The organism is Spirillospora sp. NPDC047279, from assembly GCF_040643285.1.
GTDB lineage: Bacteria > Actinomycetota > Actinomycetes > Streptosporangiales > Streptosporangiaceae > Spirillospora.
In genome coordinates, this window is record NZ_JBEYUA010000028.1 from 19,621 (window position 1) to 35,196 (window position 15,576).

The window sequence follows — 15,576 nt, forward strand, 5'->3', positions numbered from 1 at the left end:
GCCGTGCGGCGCACCGATGACGGCATCCATCTGAGGCGGGAGTGAGATCTCATGCGTGTCCTGTTCGCAACGTTCGCATCGAAGTCGCACATGCAGATTCTGGTCCCGATGGCCTGGGCCCTGCACACGGCCGGGCACGAGGTCCGGTTCGCCAGCCAGCCCGACCTCGCCGACGAGATCACCAAGTCGGGCCTCACCGCGGTGTGCGTCGGTGAGCCGCTCAACCTCGAGGAGAACATCGAGGGGGTGAACGAGAACGTCGGCGACGACGCCAACCGTGAGCAGAGCGAGGCCGACGTGGGCCTGGACATGAGCGAGACGCGGCCGGAGAGGCTCACGCCGGAGTACATGCTCACCGTCTTCACGGTGATGACGTCGCTGGTGTTCCAGAACGAGTGCCCCGAGTCGATGGCCGACGACCTGGTGACGTTCTGCCGGGAGTGGCAGCCCGACCTGGTCGTCTGGGACACGATGACCTTCGCCGCGCCGGTGGCCGCGAAGGCCTGCGGCGCCGCGCACGCCCGGCTGATCTTCGGCCTGGACCTCGTCGGGCACATGCGGGCCGCCTTCCTGGAGGCGCTCGACGCGCAGCCGCCCGAGGTGCGCGACGACCCGCTGGGCGAGTGGCTGGACTACACCGCGGGCCGGTTCGGCGTCGACTTCGACGAGACGCTGGTGACCGGCCAGTGGACGATCGACCCGATGCCGCAGGCGCTGCGGCTGCCGGTGCCGGACCTGCACTACGTGCCGGTCCGGTTCGTGCCGTTCCACGGGCAGTCGACGATCCCGAAATGGCTGCACGAGGCGCCCAAGCGCCGCCGGGTCTGCCTCACGCTCGGCCTGTCGCACCGCGAGGTCCGGGGCGGTGACAAGGCCTCGATCGCCGACCTCCTGGAGAGCGTCGCCGACCTGGACGTGGAGGTCGTCGCGACGCTCAACGCCGAGCAGCTGAAGAACGTGCCGAACCTGCCGGAGAACGTGCGGGCGGTGGACTTCGTGCCGCTGGACGCGCTGCTGCCGAGCTGCTCGGCGGTCATCCACCAGGGCGGGTCGGGCACCACCTCGACGGCGGTGGCGCACGGAGTGCCGCAGCTGATCGTGCCGACCATGATGTGGGACACCTACAACAGGGCGCAGGGCCTGGAGGAGTACGGTGCCGGGCTGTACCTCCGCGACACCGCGAACATCTTCTCCAGCGGTGAGCTGCGGGCCGGCCTGATCCGGCTCCTGGAGGAGCCCTCGTTCGCCGAGAACGCGACCCGGCTGCGCCAGGAGCAGCTGGGCACGCCGAGCCCGAACGACATCGTCCCGCTCCTGGAGAAGCTGACGGCCGAGCACCGGGCCGCCCGGCGCTGAAGAGCGGCTCCCACCGGCTCCGGATCGCCCGCTGACGGGCGATCCGGAGCCGGTCATTCGCGTGCCCGCACGCCGCACGCCGCGTGCCGCGTGCCGCGTGTGTCATGTGCGGGTGCCGGTCACTTGCGGGCCGGTCACTTGCGGGTGCCGACGTACCGGCGGCCGATCAGCCCGCCGTCCAGGCACTCGACCGGGCAGCCGGCGTCCTCGAACGCCGTCACGTACTCGTCCTCGGTGAACAACATCAGCCGGTCCACCTCGGTGAACGCGGTGATGCCGCCGGCGTCCGCGACCAGGAAGCGGATGTCCATGCGGGTCGCGCCCTCGCTGAGGGTCGAGTGCGAGATCCGCGCCACCGTGCGGCCGTCGTCCTGGACGAGGTCGCTCGCGACGTAGCCCTCGATGAACTCGTGCGGGGCCCACCACGGCTCCACCACCAGCACGCCGCCGGGGGCCAGGTGCCGGGTCATGGCGCGGGCGGCGGCGCGCATCTCCTCCAGCGAGCGCACGTACGAGATGGACACGAACAGGCACGTGACCACGTCGAACGTCCGCCCGAGGTCGAAGTCGCGCATGTCGCCGGCGTGCACGTCCACCCCCGGCAGCCGGCGCACCGCGCGCCGCCGCATCGGCTCGGAGATCTCCAGTCCCTCGACGTGCTCGAAGTGCTCGCCGAAGGCCTCCAGGTGCATGCCCGTGCCGCAGGCGACGTCCAGGAGCGACCGGGCGCCCGGGAGCCTCGCACGGATCGCCCGCGTGATGTCCTCGGCCTCGTTCGCCCAGCTCTTGCCCCGCTTGCCGTAGATGAGCTCGTACACCTCTGCGAGCTGCGGTCCGTACATCGGATCTCCCTGAGGGTCGCGACTCCCGAGATCTTCGGTCCGCCGCATGCTCGAACGGGGCGCTTGAAACGCGTCGGAGGCCCGGTCGAAGCACCGCCGCGGCGGGCTCGCGGACCCCGGGACGGCACCGTCCAACGGCCTTCGAGCCCGATGCGAGAGCCGGGACGAGACTGAAGAGCACGTGCCCGATGACGTGGAGGGACCGCGAGATGCCGGCACTTCAGCCCGATGCCCGTACCGAAGGCGGACTCGTCTTCGTCAACAGGTTCACCGTGAAAGTCCCGCCGGAGCAGTTCGAGCGGGTGTTCGCCAGGACGTCCGAGTTCATGGGCCGGCAACCGGGCTTCATCCGGTTCACCCTGCTGCGGAACGCCGAGGACCCCGGCTCCTACGTCAACGTCGCGCAGTGGCGGGACCGGGAGTCGTTCCAGAAGGCGGTGTCCCACCCGGACTTCCAGCCGCACGCCGCGGCGTTGCGCGAGCTGAGCACCAGTGAGCACGGCCTGTACACGCCGCGGCTGACCTTCGCCGCGGAGGCCGTGGCGACCGACGGCCGATAGCAGAGGAGAAGGATCATGACCGAGCGCATCGTGCCCTCCGGCGACGTGGAGCTCTGGAGCGAGGACTTCGGCGAGCCGGGCGCCCCGGCCCTGCTGCTGGTCATGGGCGGCAACATGAACGCCCTGGAGTGGCCGGACCCGTTCTGCGAGCTGCTGGCCGCGAGCGGCCTGCACGTGATCCGGTACGACCACCGGGACACCGGCCGGTCCACCTGCCGCCAGTTCGCCGAGCACCCCTACACGTTCGACACGCTCGCCGCCGACGGGATCGCCGTCCTGGACGGCTGGGGCGTCGAGTCCGCGCACGTGCTGGGCCTGTCCATGGGCGCCACGATCGCGCAGGTCATGGCGCTGAACCACGAGAAGCGGCTGCGCAGCCTCATGCTGATGCTCGGCGGCGCGCTGGACATCGACTTCGACGGCAACATCGAGCGCGGCTTCAAGGGCGAGCCGAGCCTGGACGGGCTCCCCGGCCCGCAGCCGCGGTTCTTCGAGATGATGGCGCTGTTCGCCGAGCCCGTCGAGACCGTGGAGGCCGAGCTCGACCGCCGCGTCGAGCGGTGGGCGCTGCTGTTCGGCGACGAGCTGCCCTTCGACCGGGACGAGTACCGGCGCTGGGAGCAGAAGGCCATCGACCACGCGGGCACCCCGCACGAGCCCTACCAGCACCACGCGCTGACGCTGCCCCCGCTGACCCGCGGCGCCGAGCTGACCGGCCTCACGCTGCCCACGCTGGTGATCCAGGCGATGAACGACCCGGCCGCCCCGCCGCCGCACGGCAAGCACCTCACCGAACTCATCCCCGGCTCCCGGCTGGTGGAGGTGCCCGGCATGGGGCACGCGCTGCCCAGCTCGGTGCACCAGGTCCTGGTCGACGCCATCGCCGGGCACGCGATGGCGCACAGCACGAAGGCGGCCTGAACCGCCTCCCCGGCGGGGCCTGCTCAGCTTGACGGCCCCGCCCAGCTCGACGGCCCCGCTCAGCTCGACGGCCCCGCTCAGCTCGATGAGGCCACCCCTCGACGAGTCCACCCTCCTCACTCCGGGACGGAACATGGCAACGATCGCAACGGACAGTGAACTCGGCCGCCACCTGCTCACCATTCGCGGCTTTCATTTCATCTTCGGTGCCCAGCGTGATCCGTACGCGCTGCTGCTGCGGGCGGGGAACGAGGACACCGCGGAGCTCGGCACGCAGGTGCGCGACCGCGGGCGGCTCAGCCAGAGCGAGGCGATGGCGTCGGTCACGGCGACGCACGCGGTGGCCGCGGAGGCACTGAACCACCCGCTGCTCGGCCTGCGGCACGTAGGCGAGCCGGGGGAGCAGCAGCAGCACGTCTTCCAGGACGTGTGGAGCGACCCCAAGGTCTGCCACGTGCTGCCGCTGGACGAGGCGTTCCTGAACATGGAGCGCCAGGACTACGCGCGGCTCACCGGCCTGGCCGAGAACGTGCTGGGCACCGACGCCCTCGAAGCCCGGGGCGCCGCCGCCGAGCGGATCTTCACCGCGGCCCTCGGCAAGCCCGCGGGCGGCTTCGACCTGATGGTGGACTTCGCCCGCGGGGCCGTGGTGGAGCAGGTGTGCGACGTCCTCGGCGTGCCCGAGGGCAAGCGCGCGGACGTGGCCCGGCTCAGCCCGGTGCTCGGCATCGCGCTGGACGCCGGGCTCTGCCCGCCGCAGCTGCGCACGGCCCGGCGCCTCATCGCCGCGGTCGAGGAGCTGCGGGACCTGTTCACCGGGGTGATCGAGGCGCGCCGCTCGTCGCCCGGCGACGACGCGATCAGCGCCATGCTGGAGGCCGCGGGCGACGGCGCCACGGCGGTCGACGACGTGCTCGGCGTGTGCGTGCTGACCACGGTCGCGGGCGTCGAGGTGACCGCGAACCTCATCTGCGACACGGTCCTGGCGCTGCTGGAGAACTCGCCGCAGTGGCGGATGCTCTGCGACGACCCGGCGGCCCTGGCCGGCCCGGCCGTGGAGGAGGGGCTGCGGTACGCCCCGCCGATCCGGCTGGAGAACCGGCTGGCGCAGGAGGCGCTGGACCTGGCCGGCGAGCGGATCGAGGCCGACGCGCAGCTGGTCGTGCTGGTCGACGCGGCCAACCGCGACCCGGAGGTCTTCACCGACCCGGACCGGTTCGACGTCACCCGCGACCCCGGGTCGGCGAACCTCGCGCTGACGGGCGGGCTGTACGGCGAGTTCGTCGCGCCGTTCGCCCGGACCCAGGCGGCCGCGGCGCTGCGCGTGCTCGCCAAGGGCGTGCCCGGGCTCACGCCCGCCGAGGCCGTGCTCCGCCGCATGCGCTCGCCCGTCGTGCGCGGCGTGCTGCGGCTCCCGGTCACCACCCGCTGAGGACGGCATGAAGTGGAAGGTGTGGCTGCCCGCTTCCTGCTGGACGGCGCACCGGTCCCGGCCGCCCCGCCCGTACGGCCAGTACGGCCCCTCCCGGCGTCCCCGGCGCGGACGCCGGGACGGGCCCCGGCCCCGCTCCGGACGATGACCCACGGAAGGGACAGAAAATGATCTTGGTGATGGGGGCGACCGGGCCGGGCACCGGCAACATCGGCCGGACGGTGGTCCACCAGCTGGTGGCGGCGGGACGGCCGGTGCGGGCCCTGAGCCGGGACCCGGGGCGCGCGGTGCGGCTCCCGGACGGCGTCGAGGTGGTCAAGGGCGACCTCGGCCGGCCGGAGACGCTGCACACCGCGTTCAAGGGCGTCGACCGCATGTACATGATGGCCATCGACGGCTGGGGCGTCCTCGAACCCGAGACGGCCGCCGAGGTCCTCGACGTGGCCCGGGGCGCGGGCGTCCGGCACGTCGTGCTGCTGTCGGCGTCGGACAACCCGCTGGTCGAGGTCGAGGAGCCGCTGCGGGCCTCCGGGCTCGACTGGACCTTCCTGCGGCCGGGCGAGTTCGCGGTGAACACCGCGGACTACTGGGGCCCGTCGATCCGCGACAAGGGCGAGGTCCAGGACGCGTATCTGGACGTCCGGGGGGTTCCGATTCACGAGGCCGACGTCGCCGCGGTCGCCGTGACGGCGCTGCTCGAGGACGGTCACGTCGGCGCGATCTACACGATGACCGGGCCCGAGTCGCTCAGCCGCCGTGACCAGGTCCGTGCCATCGGCGCCGCTCTCGGCCGGGATATCTCCATCAAAGACGTGACGCCCGAGAAGGTGCGAGTCATGATGATTGATAGGGGCTGGCCGGGAGAAGTCGTCGACCATATCTTCAATTACTTCTCCGCGTGGGTCGATAACCCGCCGGAGGTCCTTTCAACGGTGGAGGAGGTGACGGGCCGGCCCGCCCGTACCTACGCGCAGTGGGCGGACGATCATGTGATGGACTTCCGTTAGACCAGGTCAGGGCCCTCTTGGAGGGTCCGTGGAGTCGACCTGATCTCTCCTCGCGTCACGCCGGTGATGACGCGTTCTGATCATCGGAAGACGTTGATAAACGCATCGGCGCCGTCAATTCGATGACAGCAGTATTCGGGCATTGTCAAGCTGGAATAGGGCTTGAAATTGCGCTGCGAAAGCGTAAGGCTTGGAGCGCGGCGCGGGCGGCCGCCGGCCCGCTCGCTCCCGCATCCGCAACCGGTGTGCAGGCGCCCGCCCAGTGCGCCCGGCCGCCGTTTCCATAAACGGCCAGTGCAGCCGAGCCCAATGTGGCCCGCCGGCCTGCGCCGCCTCCGGCCGCCACTTCACTTCCAGGGGAGAGAACATTGTCTGCGGAATCGAATCTCGCGATCGAGACCTCGGGGCTGGTCAAGATATTCGGCGGTACCCGGGCGGTGGACGGGGTCGACCTGGCCATCCGCCCCGGCACCGTCTACGGCTTCCTGGGACCCAACGGCGCAGGCAAGACCACGACGATCAGAATGCTCGCCACCCTGCTGCGCCCCGACGACGGCACCGCCAAGGTCTTCGGCCACGACGTGGTCCGCGAAGCCGACAAGGTGCGCAGCCGGATCAGCCTGACCGGGCAGTTCTCCTCGGTGGACGAGGGGCTCAACGGCCTGGAGAACCTCGTCCTGGTGGGCCGGCTGCTCGGCTACTCCTGGGCGGAGGCCAAGGAACGGGGCCACCAGCTCCTGGAGGCGTTCGGGCTCGCCGAGGCCGGCGACCGGATGGTCAAGACCTACTCCGGCGGCATGCGGCGGCGGCTGGACATCGCGTCCAGCATCGTCGTCACCCCGGACCTGGTGTTCCTGGACGAGCCCACCACCGGCCTCGACCCGCGCAGCCGCAACCAGGTGTGGGGGATCGTCCGCGCCCTGGTCGCGGAGGGCACCACGGTGCTGCTGACCACCCAGTACCTGGAGGAGGCCGACGCGCTGTCCGACCGGATCGCCGTCATCGACCAGGGCAAGGTCATCGCCGACGGCACGCCGGGCGAGCTGAAGGCCTCGGTCGGCTCCGGCGCGCTGCTCGTCCGGCTCAACACCGCCGAGGAACGGCCGCGCGCCGAGCGGGTGCTCACCGAGACGCTGAACGCCTCGGTGTTCCTGGAGCCCGAGCCGACGGCCCTGTCGGTGCGGGTCTCCGACCCCGAGAAGGTGGCGCACTCGCTGACCGAGCTCTACCGGTCCGGGATCGCGGTCACCGACTTCTCGCTCGGGCAGCCCAGCCTGAACGAGGTGTTCCTCGCCCTGACCGGCAAGCCGCCGGAATCCGCCGACTCCGCCAAGACCGCCGACGCCGAGAAGGAGAACGCCGCATGACCGAGTCGTCCACCAAGGCCTCCGCCCAGGTGGCGGGTGGCACCGCGGCCGGTACCGCGGCCGCCGCCGAGAGCCCGGACCTGAGCACCGTCCTGTCGGTGCGGTCCCGGCCCAAGCCGCCCGGACCGCTGTCGGCCTCGCTGACCCACATCTGGCGCCAGCTGATCAGCTTCCTGCACTTCCCGACGCAGATGATCGACGTCGTGGTGCTCCCGTTCATCTTCCTGCTGATGTTCACCTACATCTTCGGAGGCGCGCTCGCCGGGTCCACCAAGGACTACCTGCACTTCTTCCTGCCCGGGCTCCTGGTCCAGTCGGTGGTCATGATGACCATGTACACCGGGGCCGCGCTCAACACCGACGTCAACCGGGGCATCTTCGACCGCTTCCGCACCCTGCCCTTCTGGCAGCCGGCGTCCATCGTCGGCAACCTGGTCGGCGACTCGGTGCGGTACGTCCTGGCCATCACGCTCACCATCGGCATGGGCCTGGTGCTGGGCTTCCGGGCCGACGGCGGGGTGATGGGCGTGGTCTGGACCCTGCTGCTGCTGCTCTTCTTCGCCTTCAGCATCAGCTGGATCTTCGCCATGCTCGGCCTGATCGTGAGCACCCCGGAGTCGATCACCGGGACCAGCATGCTGGTGATGTTCCCGCTGGTCTTCACCAGCAACATCTTCGTGCCCACCGACACCATGCCCGGCTGGATGCAGGTGGTCGTCGACCTCAACCCGGTCAGCCACGCCGCCACCGCGGCGCGGGGGCTGATGCACGGCAACGCGACCGCGGGACAGGTCATCACCGTCCTGGTGACCTCGACGGTCCTGACCGCCGTCTTCGGGGCGATCACCCTTCGCCTCTACCGCACCAAGAACGCGCGGTAACCGTCCCGCACGCCGGCCGGCGCCGTTCGCGAGCCACCGCGAGATGTACGCGGTGGCTCGCGAACGGCCCTGCCCGCCGGGGTTCGCACGAGTGCGCGCGGGCGTACGTGGGGGAGTGCGCGCGGTGCTCACGGCTCAAGCGTTCTGCGAGTTCCGGGCCATCGGCGATTGTTAGCTTGCGGCTCATGTGGCTCGACACCATCCACGTGTATCCGATCAAATCCACCACCGGTCTGGCGGTGCCCGAGGCCGGAGTCGAGCCGTGGGGCCTGGCCGGCGACCGGCGCCACATGGTGGTGGGCCCGAGCGGGGCGATGATCGGGGCGCGCCGTTTCCCGCGCCTCCTCTCGGTCGAGGCGAGACCCTACGGCGGCGGTGCGAGCGGTGCGGGCGGTGCGAGCGGTGCGGGTGACGGCGGCGAGCTGATCGTCACGGGGCCGCACGCGGAACCCCTGAAGCTGATCCCCGACCCCGGGCGGCGGCTGCGGAAGGTGCGCATCTGGGACTCGGTCGTCCAGGTGAAGGACGTCGGCGACGAGGCCGCCGCCTGGTTCTCCGACCTGCTGGGACGGCCGGTGCGCGTGGTCTGGATGGACGACCCGGCCCGCCGGCCCATCGTCGCCGACCCCGGCCACGAGCGGGAACGGGTCAGCCTCGCCGACAACTACCCGGTGCACCTGACGTCCCTGACCTCGCTGGACGAGCTCAACGCGCGCATCGCGGCGGGCGCCGCCCGCCGCCGCGCCGGACCGCCGCCCGCACCGCTCGCCATGGCCCGGTTCCGGCCCAACGTCGTGATCGGCGGCGTCGCGGAGCCGTTCGCGGAGGACGGGTGGACCCGCGTGCGCATCGGTACCGCGTCCTTCCGCACGGCCCGCCCGTGCGACCGGTGCGTGGTCGCCGCCGTCGATCCGGTGACGCTGGAGAAGGGCAGGGAGCCCATCCACACGCTTGCGAAATACAGGAAACGGGACGGACTGGTCTGGTTCGGGACGCATCTGATCCCCGACGGGGAAGGGGCCATCACCGTGGGCGACCAGGTGACCGTGGAATGACCGGCGTACCTCGCCAGGCGGCGGACGACACGACGGCTCATGACACGACAGCTCATGACACGACGCACGACACGACGGCTCATGACACGACGGCTCATGACACGACGCACGACACGACGACTCATGACACGGCGACCGGCGGCACGGCGACCGGCGGCACGACGGCCTCCGGGGCCGGGCCGGCCCTCAACCCACGCCGGTGGACCGGACTGTGGCTGCTGCTCATCGGCCCGTTCCTCTCGCTGTTCGACCAGTTCTGCGTCAACCTCGCCGCACCGTCGGTCAACCGGTCGTTCGCGCTGACGTCGTTCGAGTTCCAGGCGGTGGTCGGCGGCTACGGACTCGTCTACGGGCTGGGCCTGATCACCGGCGGCCGGCTGGGCGACGCGTACGGGCGCCTCCGGATCTACCGCGCCGGGCTCCTGTGCTTCGCGGTCACGTCCCTGCTGTGCGGGCTGGCGTGGTCGCCGGCCGTGCTGATCGCCGCCCGGCTCGCGCAGGGCGCCTCGGCGGCGCTGCTCCAGCCCCAGGTGCTGGCGCTCATCCGCGTGCAGTTCCCCGACTCCGAACGGTCCCGCGCCCTCTCCTGGTACGGGGTCTCGATGAGCCTGGGCATGGTGTCGGGCCAGCTCTTCGGCGGGGCGATCCCCTCCTGGGACCTGTTCGGGCTGACATGGCGACCCGTCTTCTACGTCGCCGTCCCGCTGTGCCTGCTGGCGTACGCCGCCGTGCCGCGGATGATCCCCGCCGACCGGCCCGCGCGCGGCGCGGGGAGCGGCATCGACCTCGCGGGGGTGGCGCTGAGCGCCCTCGGGTTCGCGGCGCTGCTGCTCCCGCTCGCCACCCTGCGGGAGATCTCGTTCGTGCCCGCCGGGCTGGTGCTGCTCGCCCTGGGCGCGGGGTGCACGGCGGTGTTCGTCGCCCACCAGGTCGCGCGGGACCGCCGCGGGCGGCGGGCGCTCCTGCCGATCCCGCTGTTCCGGGTCCCGGCCTTCGTCTACGGCGTGCTGTTCAACTTCACGTTGTACGTGGCCAGCGTGCCGTTCTTCATCCTGCTCGGGCTGTACCTCCAGGACGAGGTCGGGCTGAGCCCGGCCGCGTCCGGGCTCGTGTTCGCGCCGGTCGCCGTGGCCATCGCCGCGGGCTCGCGGCTGGGACTGCCGCTGAGCCGCAGGTTCGGGCCGGGCTCCCTGGTCGCCGCGGCGTTGTGCACCGCGGCCGGGCTCGCCGGAGTGCTGGCCGTCATGCTCACGCTGTCCGGCGACGCGACGCTGGTCCCGCTGCTGGTGTCGCTCACCGTCTTCGGCCTCGGCAACGGGACGAGCATCCCGCTCGTGACGGGGATCGTGCTCGCGACGATCCCGCCCCCGGACGCCGGGGCGGGATCGGGTGTGCTGACCACGGCCCAGCAGCTCGGCGGCGCGGCCGGGGTGGCGATCACCGGTGCCCTCCTGTATCCCGCCGCGGCGGGCGCGCCACTGCGGTACGCCGCGGGCCTGGGGATCGAGGTCGCCTTCGCGGCGCTCACGGGAGCCGTCGCCGCCGTGCTGATCCTGGTGGCCCGGCGGACGCCCGCCTGAATCGGGGGCGCCCGCCGGGCGGGCCGGGTCAGCCGGAGTAGAAGGCGAACTCCTGGCCGGCGGGGACCGAACCGCGGGCGGCCGCGCGGCGCGCGTACTCCCTGATGCCCTCGAAGTGGTCGGGGGACAGGTCGTAGCTGAGCGTCCGGAAGTACCGTTCCAGCTCGCCCGCGGTGAACGTCTCCCACCGGGCCGACTGGCGGGACGCGGCCTCGACCTCGGCGAGCCCGTGGTCGCGCGCGTTCAGCAGCGCCTGGTGGACCGGCCTGGTCAGATGCGGGTGCTCTTCGGCGAACCTCCGCCGCACCGCCCACACCGCGAACACCATGGGCAGTCCCGTCCACTCCTTCCACAACCGCCCCGTGTCGTAGACGCCCGCGCCGAGCTCGGCCGCCTCACGGTAGAAGGCGCGCAGCGCGACGTCGCCGATGACGACGGCGGCGTCGGCGCGGTCGAGCATCGTGCCGAGGTCGGGCTCGGACACGAAGTACCGCGGCCGGACGCCGAACCTCTCCTCCAGCAGGATCTGCGCGAGGACGACCGTCGTCCGGCTCGTCGACCCCAGGGCCACGGTGCGTCCGTCCAGCTTCTCCAGCGGCACCCGGCTGACGATGTTGCAGGAGAGGACGGGCCCGTCGCAGCCGATCGCGATGCCGGGCAGGATCAGCAGGTCGCGGGAGTGCCGCAGGTACTCCGTCAGCGCGATCGGGCCCAGGTCCAGCTCGCCTCGCACGAGGGCCGAGCTGAGCACCTCCGGGCTCTCCCGCATGACGTCCACCTCGGTGAGCAGGCCGGTGCGGGTCATGGACCAGAACAGCGGATAGCAGTTGAGGAACGAGATGTGGCCGAGCCGGGGACGGCGGAGGGCCAGCGGCCCCTCGGTGTCGCCGGGCCATTCGAGCTGGAGGGTGGTCACCGACGCCCCCAGGCCTGCGTGACCGCCGGCGCGAGGTCCCAGAACCCGGGATCGCGCAGCAGCCGCTGGACGTCGAGCACCTGCTGGGTGGTGAGGTACCCGCCGTCGATGAGCTGGCGGCGCGACATGCGCAGCGTCTGCCACCAGAACTCGGCGAGCGGGCCGCCGCCCCGCATGTGCCGGGTGAACGTCTCGGCGCCCACGTCCGCCAGCCCGTACTCGGCGAGGACGGTGGGGAGCGCCCGCGACCACCGGCTGTCGGTGCCGATCGTGCTCAGGATCAGCTCGCTCCACCGTTGCATGGCGTGCCGGTAGGCGGGATGGGGCGAGCTGTCGATCGGGAACCAGGAGAACGACTCGAACATCAGGAACCCGCCGGGGCGCAGCCACGAGCTCATGCGTCTCAGCACGTCGAGCCGGCCGGGCAGATGGCTGAGGACGAACCTCGCGTGGATCACGTCGAAGGAGCTCTCCGGAAACGGGTCGACGGTGACGTCGTGGCGCAGCGGGACGAGGTTCGGCCCGGTGAGCCTCGCCAGCAGCGCCTCGTTCAGATCGGTGGCGACGACCTCCCCGCCGGGCACCTGGGAGGCGAGCCAGCGGGCGATCGATCCGGTGCCCGCGCCGACCTCCAGGCACCGGGCGGACCGCCCGACGCCCAGCCGGGTCAGCGTCGCCGTGGACAGCGGGTCGAAGACCTCGCCGAGAAGTGTGAGCCGGTTCCGTTCGGGTGCGTCCAACGCGAAAAGGGTCTCGCCGTACTTTTCCACCAGTGCTGTCTCCGTGGTCATGAGCCCTCGCCGACCCTCACACGAGCCACTCTTCGGTGCGGGGGAGGAAGCGCTCGGGACTGAGCGGTAGTGCCTGGAGCCCGCGCAACGCCACGTTCGGCTTGTAGGACAGCCGTCCGTCCGCCGACCGGGGCGCGACGACCCGCTGCGCGAACCGGCTGAACGCCAGCCGCGCCTCGAGCCGCGCCAGCGGCGCGCCCAGGCAGAAGTGGGTGCCCAGGCCGAACGCCAGATGCCGGGAGCCCTCCGCGGCAGGAGCGAACCCGTCGGGGTCGTCGTGGACGGCCGGGTCGCGGTGCGCGGCCGAAAGGAGCAGCACCATCGTGGTGCCCGCCTCGACGCGCGTCCCGCACACGTCGATGCCGGAGGCGGCGTAACGGTGGACGAGGTGGAGCGGCGGATCCAGCCGCAGGACCTCCTCCACGAACGGGTCGGTGGACGCCGGATCCGCCACCAGCCGCGCCTGCCGTTCCGGGTCGCGGACGAGGGCCAGAACCCCGTTGGAGAGGAGGTTGACCGTCGTCTCGTGCCCGGCGTTGAGGAGGAACCGGCAGGTGGTGGAGATCTCCTCCGGGGTCAGCCGGTCGCCGTCCACCTCGGCGGCGATCAGGGCCGACAGGAGGTCGTCCCCCGGCGCGCGCCGCCGTTCCGCGGCCAGCCGGACGAAGTACTCGTTGAGCTCGGCCTCGACCGACCGCCGCTGGTCGAGACCGGGCGGCTGGCGTCCCGTCAGCGCCAGGTGCGGGTCCAGCGCCCGGGACAGCAGCGACGACCGTTCCCGGAACCAGACCTCGTCGCCGAGCGGCACGCCGAGCATCCGGCAGATCACGGCCACCGGCAGCGGGTAGGCCAGGTCGGCGACCACCTCGAGCCGGCCGCGCTCGACGGCCGCGTCCAGCAGGTCGTCGACGAGGTCGCGGATGACCGGGTCCAGGCCGCGCACCATCCTCGGGGTGAAGGACCGGGACACCAGGCGGCGCAGCCGGGTGTGCGCCGGCGGGTCGAGGAAGAGGAACGAGGTCAGCTCCTGGACCGGCTTGCCCGCCGGCGCCTGCGGCGCGGCGGCCTTGAACAGGTTCGCGTGGGTCCGGACGGTGCTGGCGGCTCCCTCCCGCAGCACGGCCTCGCAGTGCTCGTGGGACGAGAAGACGACGACGTCGTCGCTCATCCAGACGGGCCCGGCGGCGCGGATGCGGTTCAGCAGCGGATAGGGGTCGGCGCGCACGTCCATTTCCAGAAGCCGGCGCACGAGGTGCCGCGCCGCTCCGTTCAGGCGCCCGCCGTCCGATGCTCGTGACGTCTCCGGCGAACTGCTGGCCTCCACGAAAGCCTCCCGTTTTTCGTGGCCATCTATGCGGAATCGCCATTCGGTTCGCAAATGGCGACGTGCTTTCCGGGGACGATGGCCCCGCGCGCTCGAAGACCGCTGGAAGGTGTCACCGTCCACCAGGCTTCGAGGTGGATACGAGGGTCCGGCGCCGACCATGTCCTGGTCGCCGCGCGCCCTGTGCCAGGGAAGGAGCAGCCGCCATGCAGGTCGAGGAAAACCCGTTCGGGATCTGAATCAGCCGTGGACGAGAATCGATCCGACCGCCGATCGGACGAGGCCCGGCAGCGGGCCTCCGGACGAGGGAACGGTGTCTGGGTGAGACCGCGTACGGCCGACGCCGGCGGGATCGCCGCCCGTGTTGCCGGCATGCCGCCGCGGAGTTCGCGGTCGGCCCCCCAGCAGCCGGGCTGGCGGCATGACCGGGCCTTCGACGACGTGGTCGAGGCCCTCTCCGCCGCGCCGCCGCTGGTGTCGGCCGCGGAGGTCCTGGAGTTGCGCCTGCGTCTGGCCGCGGTGGCCGACGGCAGGGCGATGCTCCTTCAGACGGGTGACTGCTCGGAGGACATGGCCGAGGTCTCCCGGCCGGACACCGACGCCAAGGCGCGGCTCCTCGACGAGCTGGCCGGCCGGCTGGAGGGGGCCGCGGGCCGCCCGGTGCTCCGCGTGGGCCGGATGGGCGGCCAGTTCGCCAAACCGCGCTCCCAGCCGTACGACTCCGCCGGCGGGCGCAGGCTGCCCGCCTTCCGCGGCCACATGATCAATTCTGAGGTCGCCACCGAGGAGGCCCGCCGGCACGATCCGCACCGGATGATGCTGGCGTACCAGGCGAGCGCCGGGGTCATCGGCCGGCTGCGGGAGACGCGGCTCGCGCGCGGGGTGCGGGCCGCGGGAGCGGACGGCCCGTGGGCCAGCCACGAGGCGCTCGTGCTCGACTACGAGACGGCCCTGACCCGCTGGCACGACGAGAGCCGCGAGCTGTACCTCGCCTCCACCCATCTGCCCTGGATCGGGGAGCGCACCCGGCGGCCGGACGGCGCCCACGCGCAGCTGATGGCCGCGATCGAGAACCCGGTGGGCTGCAAGATCGGCCCGACCGCCGGTCCCGACGATGTCGCGGCGCTGTGCGAGGTGCTGGACCCGAATCGGCTGCCCGGCCGGCTCGTCCTGATCTCGCGGATGGGCGCCGGTCTCGTCGGTGAACGGCTGGAATCGCTGGTCCGGCGGGTGCGGGCGGGGGGACACCCCGTCGTCTGGCTCTGCGACCCCATGCACGGAAACACCCGGAGAACGCACGAGGGACTGAAGACTCGGCGGCTCGGCGATATGATCGACGAAGCCGTTCAATTCCGTCGCGTACTGGAGGACGTGGGAGTTCCGGTCGGCGGGCTGCATCTGGAGACCGCGGTGCGGCCGGTGACCGAGTGTGTCGGCGGAAACGTCGTTACGGACAACGAGGTCCCAACATGTTACGAGTCTCTCTGCGACCCCCGGCTCAACGCCGACCAAGCTCACCGGCTGATCGATTCCTTCCTGTGAAT

The 15,576-nt window shown here is 71.7% G+C and carries 14 protein-coding genes; 10 read left to right on the forward strand and 4 right to left on the reverse strand.

From position 1 onward, the window contains the following. Nucleotides 1–51: 51 nt before the first annotated feature. Complete coding sequence (locus ABZ810_RS44120; protein WP_358413518.1) at nucleotides 52–1,356, forward strand: activator-dependent family glycosyltransferase; 1,305 nt, start codon at nucleotides 52–54, stop codon at nucleotides 1,354–1,356. A 134-nt stretch (nucleotides 1,357–1,490) separates the two neighbouring features. Here ABZ810_RS44120 and ABZ810_RS44125 read toward each other — a convergent pair whose 3' ends face one another. Continuing rightward, nucleotides 1,491–2,198 carry a class I SAM-dependent methyltransferase gene (locus ABZ810_RS44125; RefSeq protein ID WP_358413520.1) on the reverse strand — a complete coding sequence of 236 codons (708 nt, stop codon included), beginning with the start codon at nucleotides 2,196–2,198 and terminating at the stop codon, nucleotides 1,491–1,493. Nucleotides 2,199–2,407: 209 nt separating this feature from the next. On the opposite strand from ABZ810_RS44125, the gene ABZ810_RS44130 reads away from it, so the two are divergent. The 8 genes from ABZ810_RS44130 (at nucleotide 2,408) to ABZ810_RS44165 (ending at nucleotide 11,001) form a co-directional block, all read left to right on the forward strand. Next, complete coding sequence (locus ABZ810_RS44130; protein ID WP_358413522.1) at nucleotides 2,408–2,758, forward strand: antibiotic biosynthesis monooxygenase family protein; 351 nt, start codon at nucleotides 2,408–2,410, stop codon at nucleotides 2,756–2,758. Nucleotides 2,759–2,773: 15 nt separating this feature from the next. Beyond that, entirely contained in the window at nucleotides 2,774–3,679 is a 906-nt protein-coding gene (locus ABZ810_RS44135; RefSeq protein WP_358413524.1) for an alpha/beta fold hydrolase, read from the forward strand. A 133-nt stretch (nucleotides 3,680–3,812) separates the two neighbouring features. Further along, entirely contained in the window at nucleotides 3,813–5,111 is a 1,299-nt protein-coding gene (locus ABZ810_RS44140) for a P450-derived glycosyltransferase activator (RefSeq protein ID WP_358413526.1), read from the forward strand. A gap of 167 nt (nucleotides 5,112–5,278) precedes the next feature. Next, nucleotides 5,279–6,118, forward strand: a complete 840-nt coding sequence (locus tag ABZ810_RS44145) for an NAD(P)H-binding protein (RefSeq protein WP_358413528.1) — start codon at nucleotides 5,279–5,281, stop codon at nucleotides 6,116–6,118. A gap of 368 nt (nucleotides 6,119–6,486) precedes the next feature. Continuing rightward, the gene (locus ABZ810_RS44150) at nucleotides 6,487–7,485 is read left to right on the forward strand and encodes an ATP-binding cassette domain-containing protein (protein WP_358413530.1); all 999 of its coding nucleotides are present in this window, start codon (nucleotides 6,487–6,489) and stop codon (nucleotides 7,483–7,485) included. After that, the gene (locus ABZ810_RS44155; RefSeq protein ID WP_358413532.1) at nucleotides 7,482–8,366 is read left to right on the forward strand and encodes an ABC transporter permease; all 885 of its coding nucleotides are present in this window, start codon (nucleotides 7,482–7,484) and stop codon (nucleotides 8,364–8,366) included. Before ABZ810_RS44150 ends, ABZ810_RS44155 begins: the two co-directional genes overlap by 4 nt. 185 nt (nucleotides 8,367–8,551) lie before the next feature. After that, on the forward strand, nucleotides 8,552–9,421 hold the full coding sequence (locus ABZ810_RS44160; protein WP_358413534.1) for an MOSC N-terminal beta barrel domain-containing protein: 870 nt from the start codon (nucleotides 8,552–8,554) through the stop codon (nucleotides 9,419–9,421). Further along, nucleotides 9,418–11,001, forward strand: coding sequence for an MFS transporter (locus tag ABZ810_RS44165; protein ID WP_358413536.1), 1,584 nt, complete (start codon nucleotides 9,418–9,420; stop codon nucleotides 10,999–11,001). The genes ABZ810_RS44160 and ABZ810_RS44165 overlap by 4 nt, the downstream gene beginning before the upstream one ends. 28 nt (nucleotides 11,002–11,029) lie before the next feature. Here the strand turns inward: ABZ810_RS44165 and ABZ810_RS44170 are convergent, their stop codons facing one another. From ABZ810_RS44170 to ABZ810_RS44180, 3 genes are read right to left on the reverse strand one after another with little or no spacing between them, the layout of a single operon-like run. Next, nucleotides 11,030–11,917 (reverse strand): menaquinone biosynthesis protein, encoded by an 888-nt coding sequence (locus tag ABZ810_RS44170; protein ID WP_358413538.1) that lies wholly within the window; start codon nucleotides 11,915–11,917, stop codon nucleotides 11,030–11,032. After that, nucleotides 11,914–12,708, reverse strand: a complete 795-nt coding sequence (locus tag ABZ810_RS44175) for a class I SAM-dependent methyltransferase (RefSeq protein ID WP_358413541.1) — start codon at nucleotides 12,706–12,708, stop codon at nucleotides 11,914–11,916. The genes ABZ810_RS44170 and ABZ810_RS44175 overlap by 4 nt, the downstream gene beginning before the upstream one ends. Nucleotides 12,709–12,724: 16 nt before the next feature. After that, the gene (locus tag ABZ810_RS44180) at nucleotides 12,725–14,032 is read right to left on the reverse strand and encodes a cytochrome P450 (RefSeq protein ID WP_358413544.1); all 1,308 of its coding nucleotides are present in this window, start codon (nucleotides 14,030–14,032) and stop codon (nucleotides 12,725–12,727) included. 321 nt (nucleotides 14,033–14,353) lie between these two features. On the opposite strand from ABZ810_RS44180, the gene ABZ810_RS44185 reads away from it, so the two are divergent. Further along, on the forward strand, nucleotides 14,354–15,574 hold the full coding sequence (locus tag ABZ810_RS44185; RefSeq protein WP_358413547.1) for a 3-deoxy-7-phosphoheptulonate synthase: 1,221 nt from the start codon (nucleotides 14,354–14,356) through the stop codon (nucleotides 15,572–15,574). Nucleotides 15,575–15,576: the final 2 nt, after the last annotated feature.

Excerpts from the sequence above, each read along its gene's own strand:
- ABZ810_RS44120 (WP_358413518.1), top strand. The coding sequence starts at position 52 with ATGCGTGTCCTGTTCGCAACGTTCGCATCGAAGTCGCACATGCAGATT.
- ABZ810_RS44125 (WP_358413520.1), bottom strand. The coding sequence starts at position 2,198 with ATGTACGGACCGCAGCTCGCAGAGGTGTACGAGCTCATCTACGGCAAG.
- ABZ810_RS44130 (WP_358413522.1), top strand. The coding sequence starts at position 2,408 with ATGCCGGCACTTCAGCCCGATGCCCGTACCGAAGGCGGACTCGTCTTC.
- ABZ810_RS44135 (WP_358413524.1), top strand. The coding sequence starts at position 2,774 with ATGACCGAGCGCATCGTGCCCTCCGGCGACGTGGAGCTCTGGAGCGAG.
- ABZ810_RS44140 (WP_358413526.1), top strand. The coding sequence starts at position 3,813 with ATGGCAACGATCGCAACGGACAGTGAACTCGGCCGCCACCTGCTCACC.
- ABZ810_RS44145 (WP_358413528.1), top strand. The coding sequence starts at position 5,279 with ATGATCTTGGTGATGGGGGCGACCGGGCCGGGCACCGGCAACATCGGC.
- ABZ810_RS44155 (WP_358413532.1), top strand. The coding sequence starts at position 7,482 with ATGACCGAGTCGTCCACCAAGGCCTCCGCCCAGGTGGCGGGTGGCACC.
- ABZ810_RS44160 (WP_358413534.1), top strand. The coding sequence starts at position 8,552 with ATGTGGCTCGACACCATCCACGTGTATCCGATCAAATCCACCACCGGT.
- ABZ810_RS44165 (WP_358413536.1), top strand. The coding sequence starts at position 9,418 with ATGACCGGCGTACCTCGCCAGGCGGCGGACGACACGACGGCTCATGAC.
- ABZ810_RS44175 (WP_358413541.1), bottom strand. The coding sequence starts at position 12,708 with ATGACCACGGAGACAGCACTGGTGGAAAAGTACGGCGAGACCCTTTTC.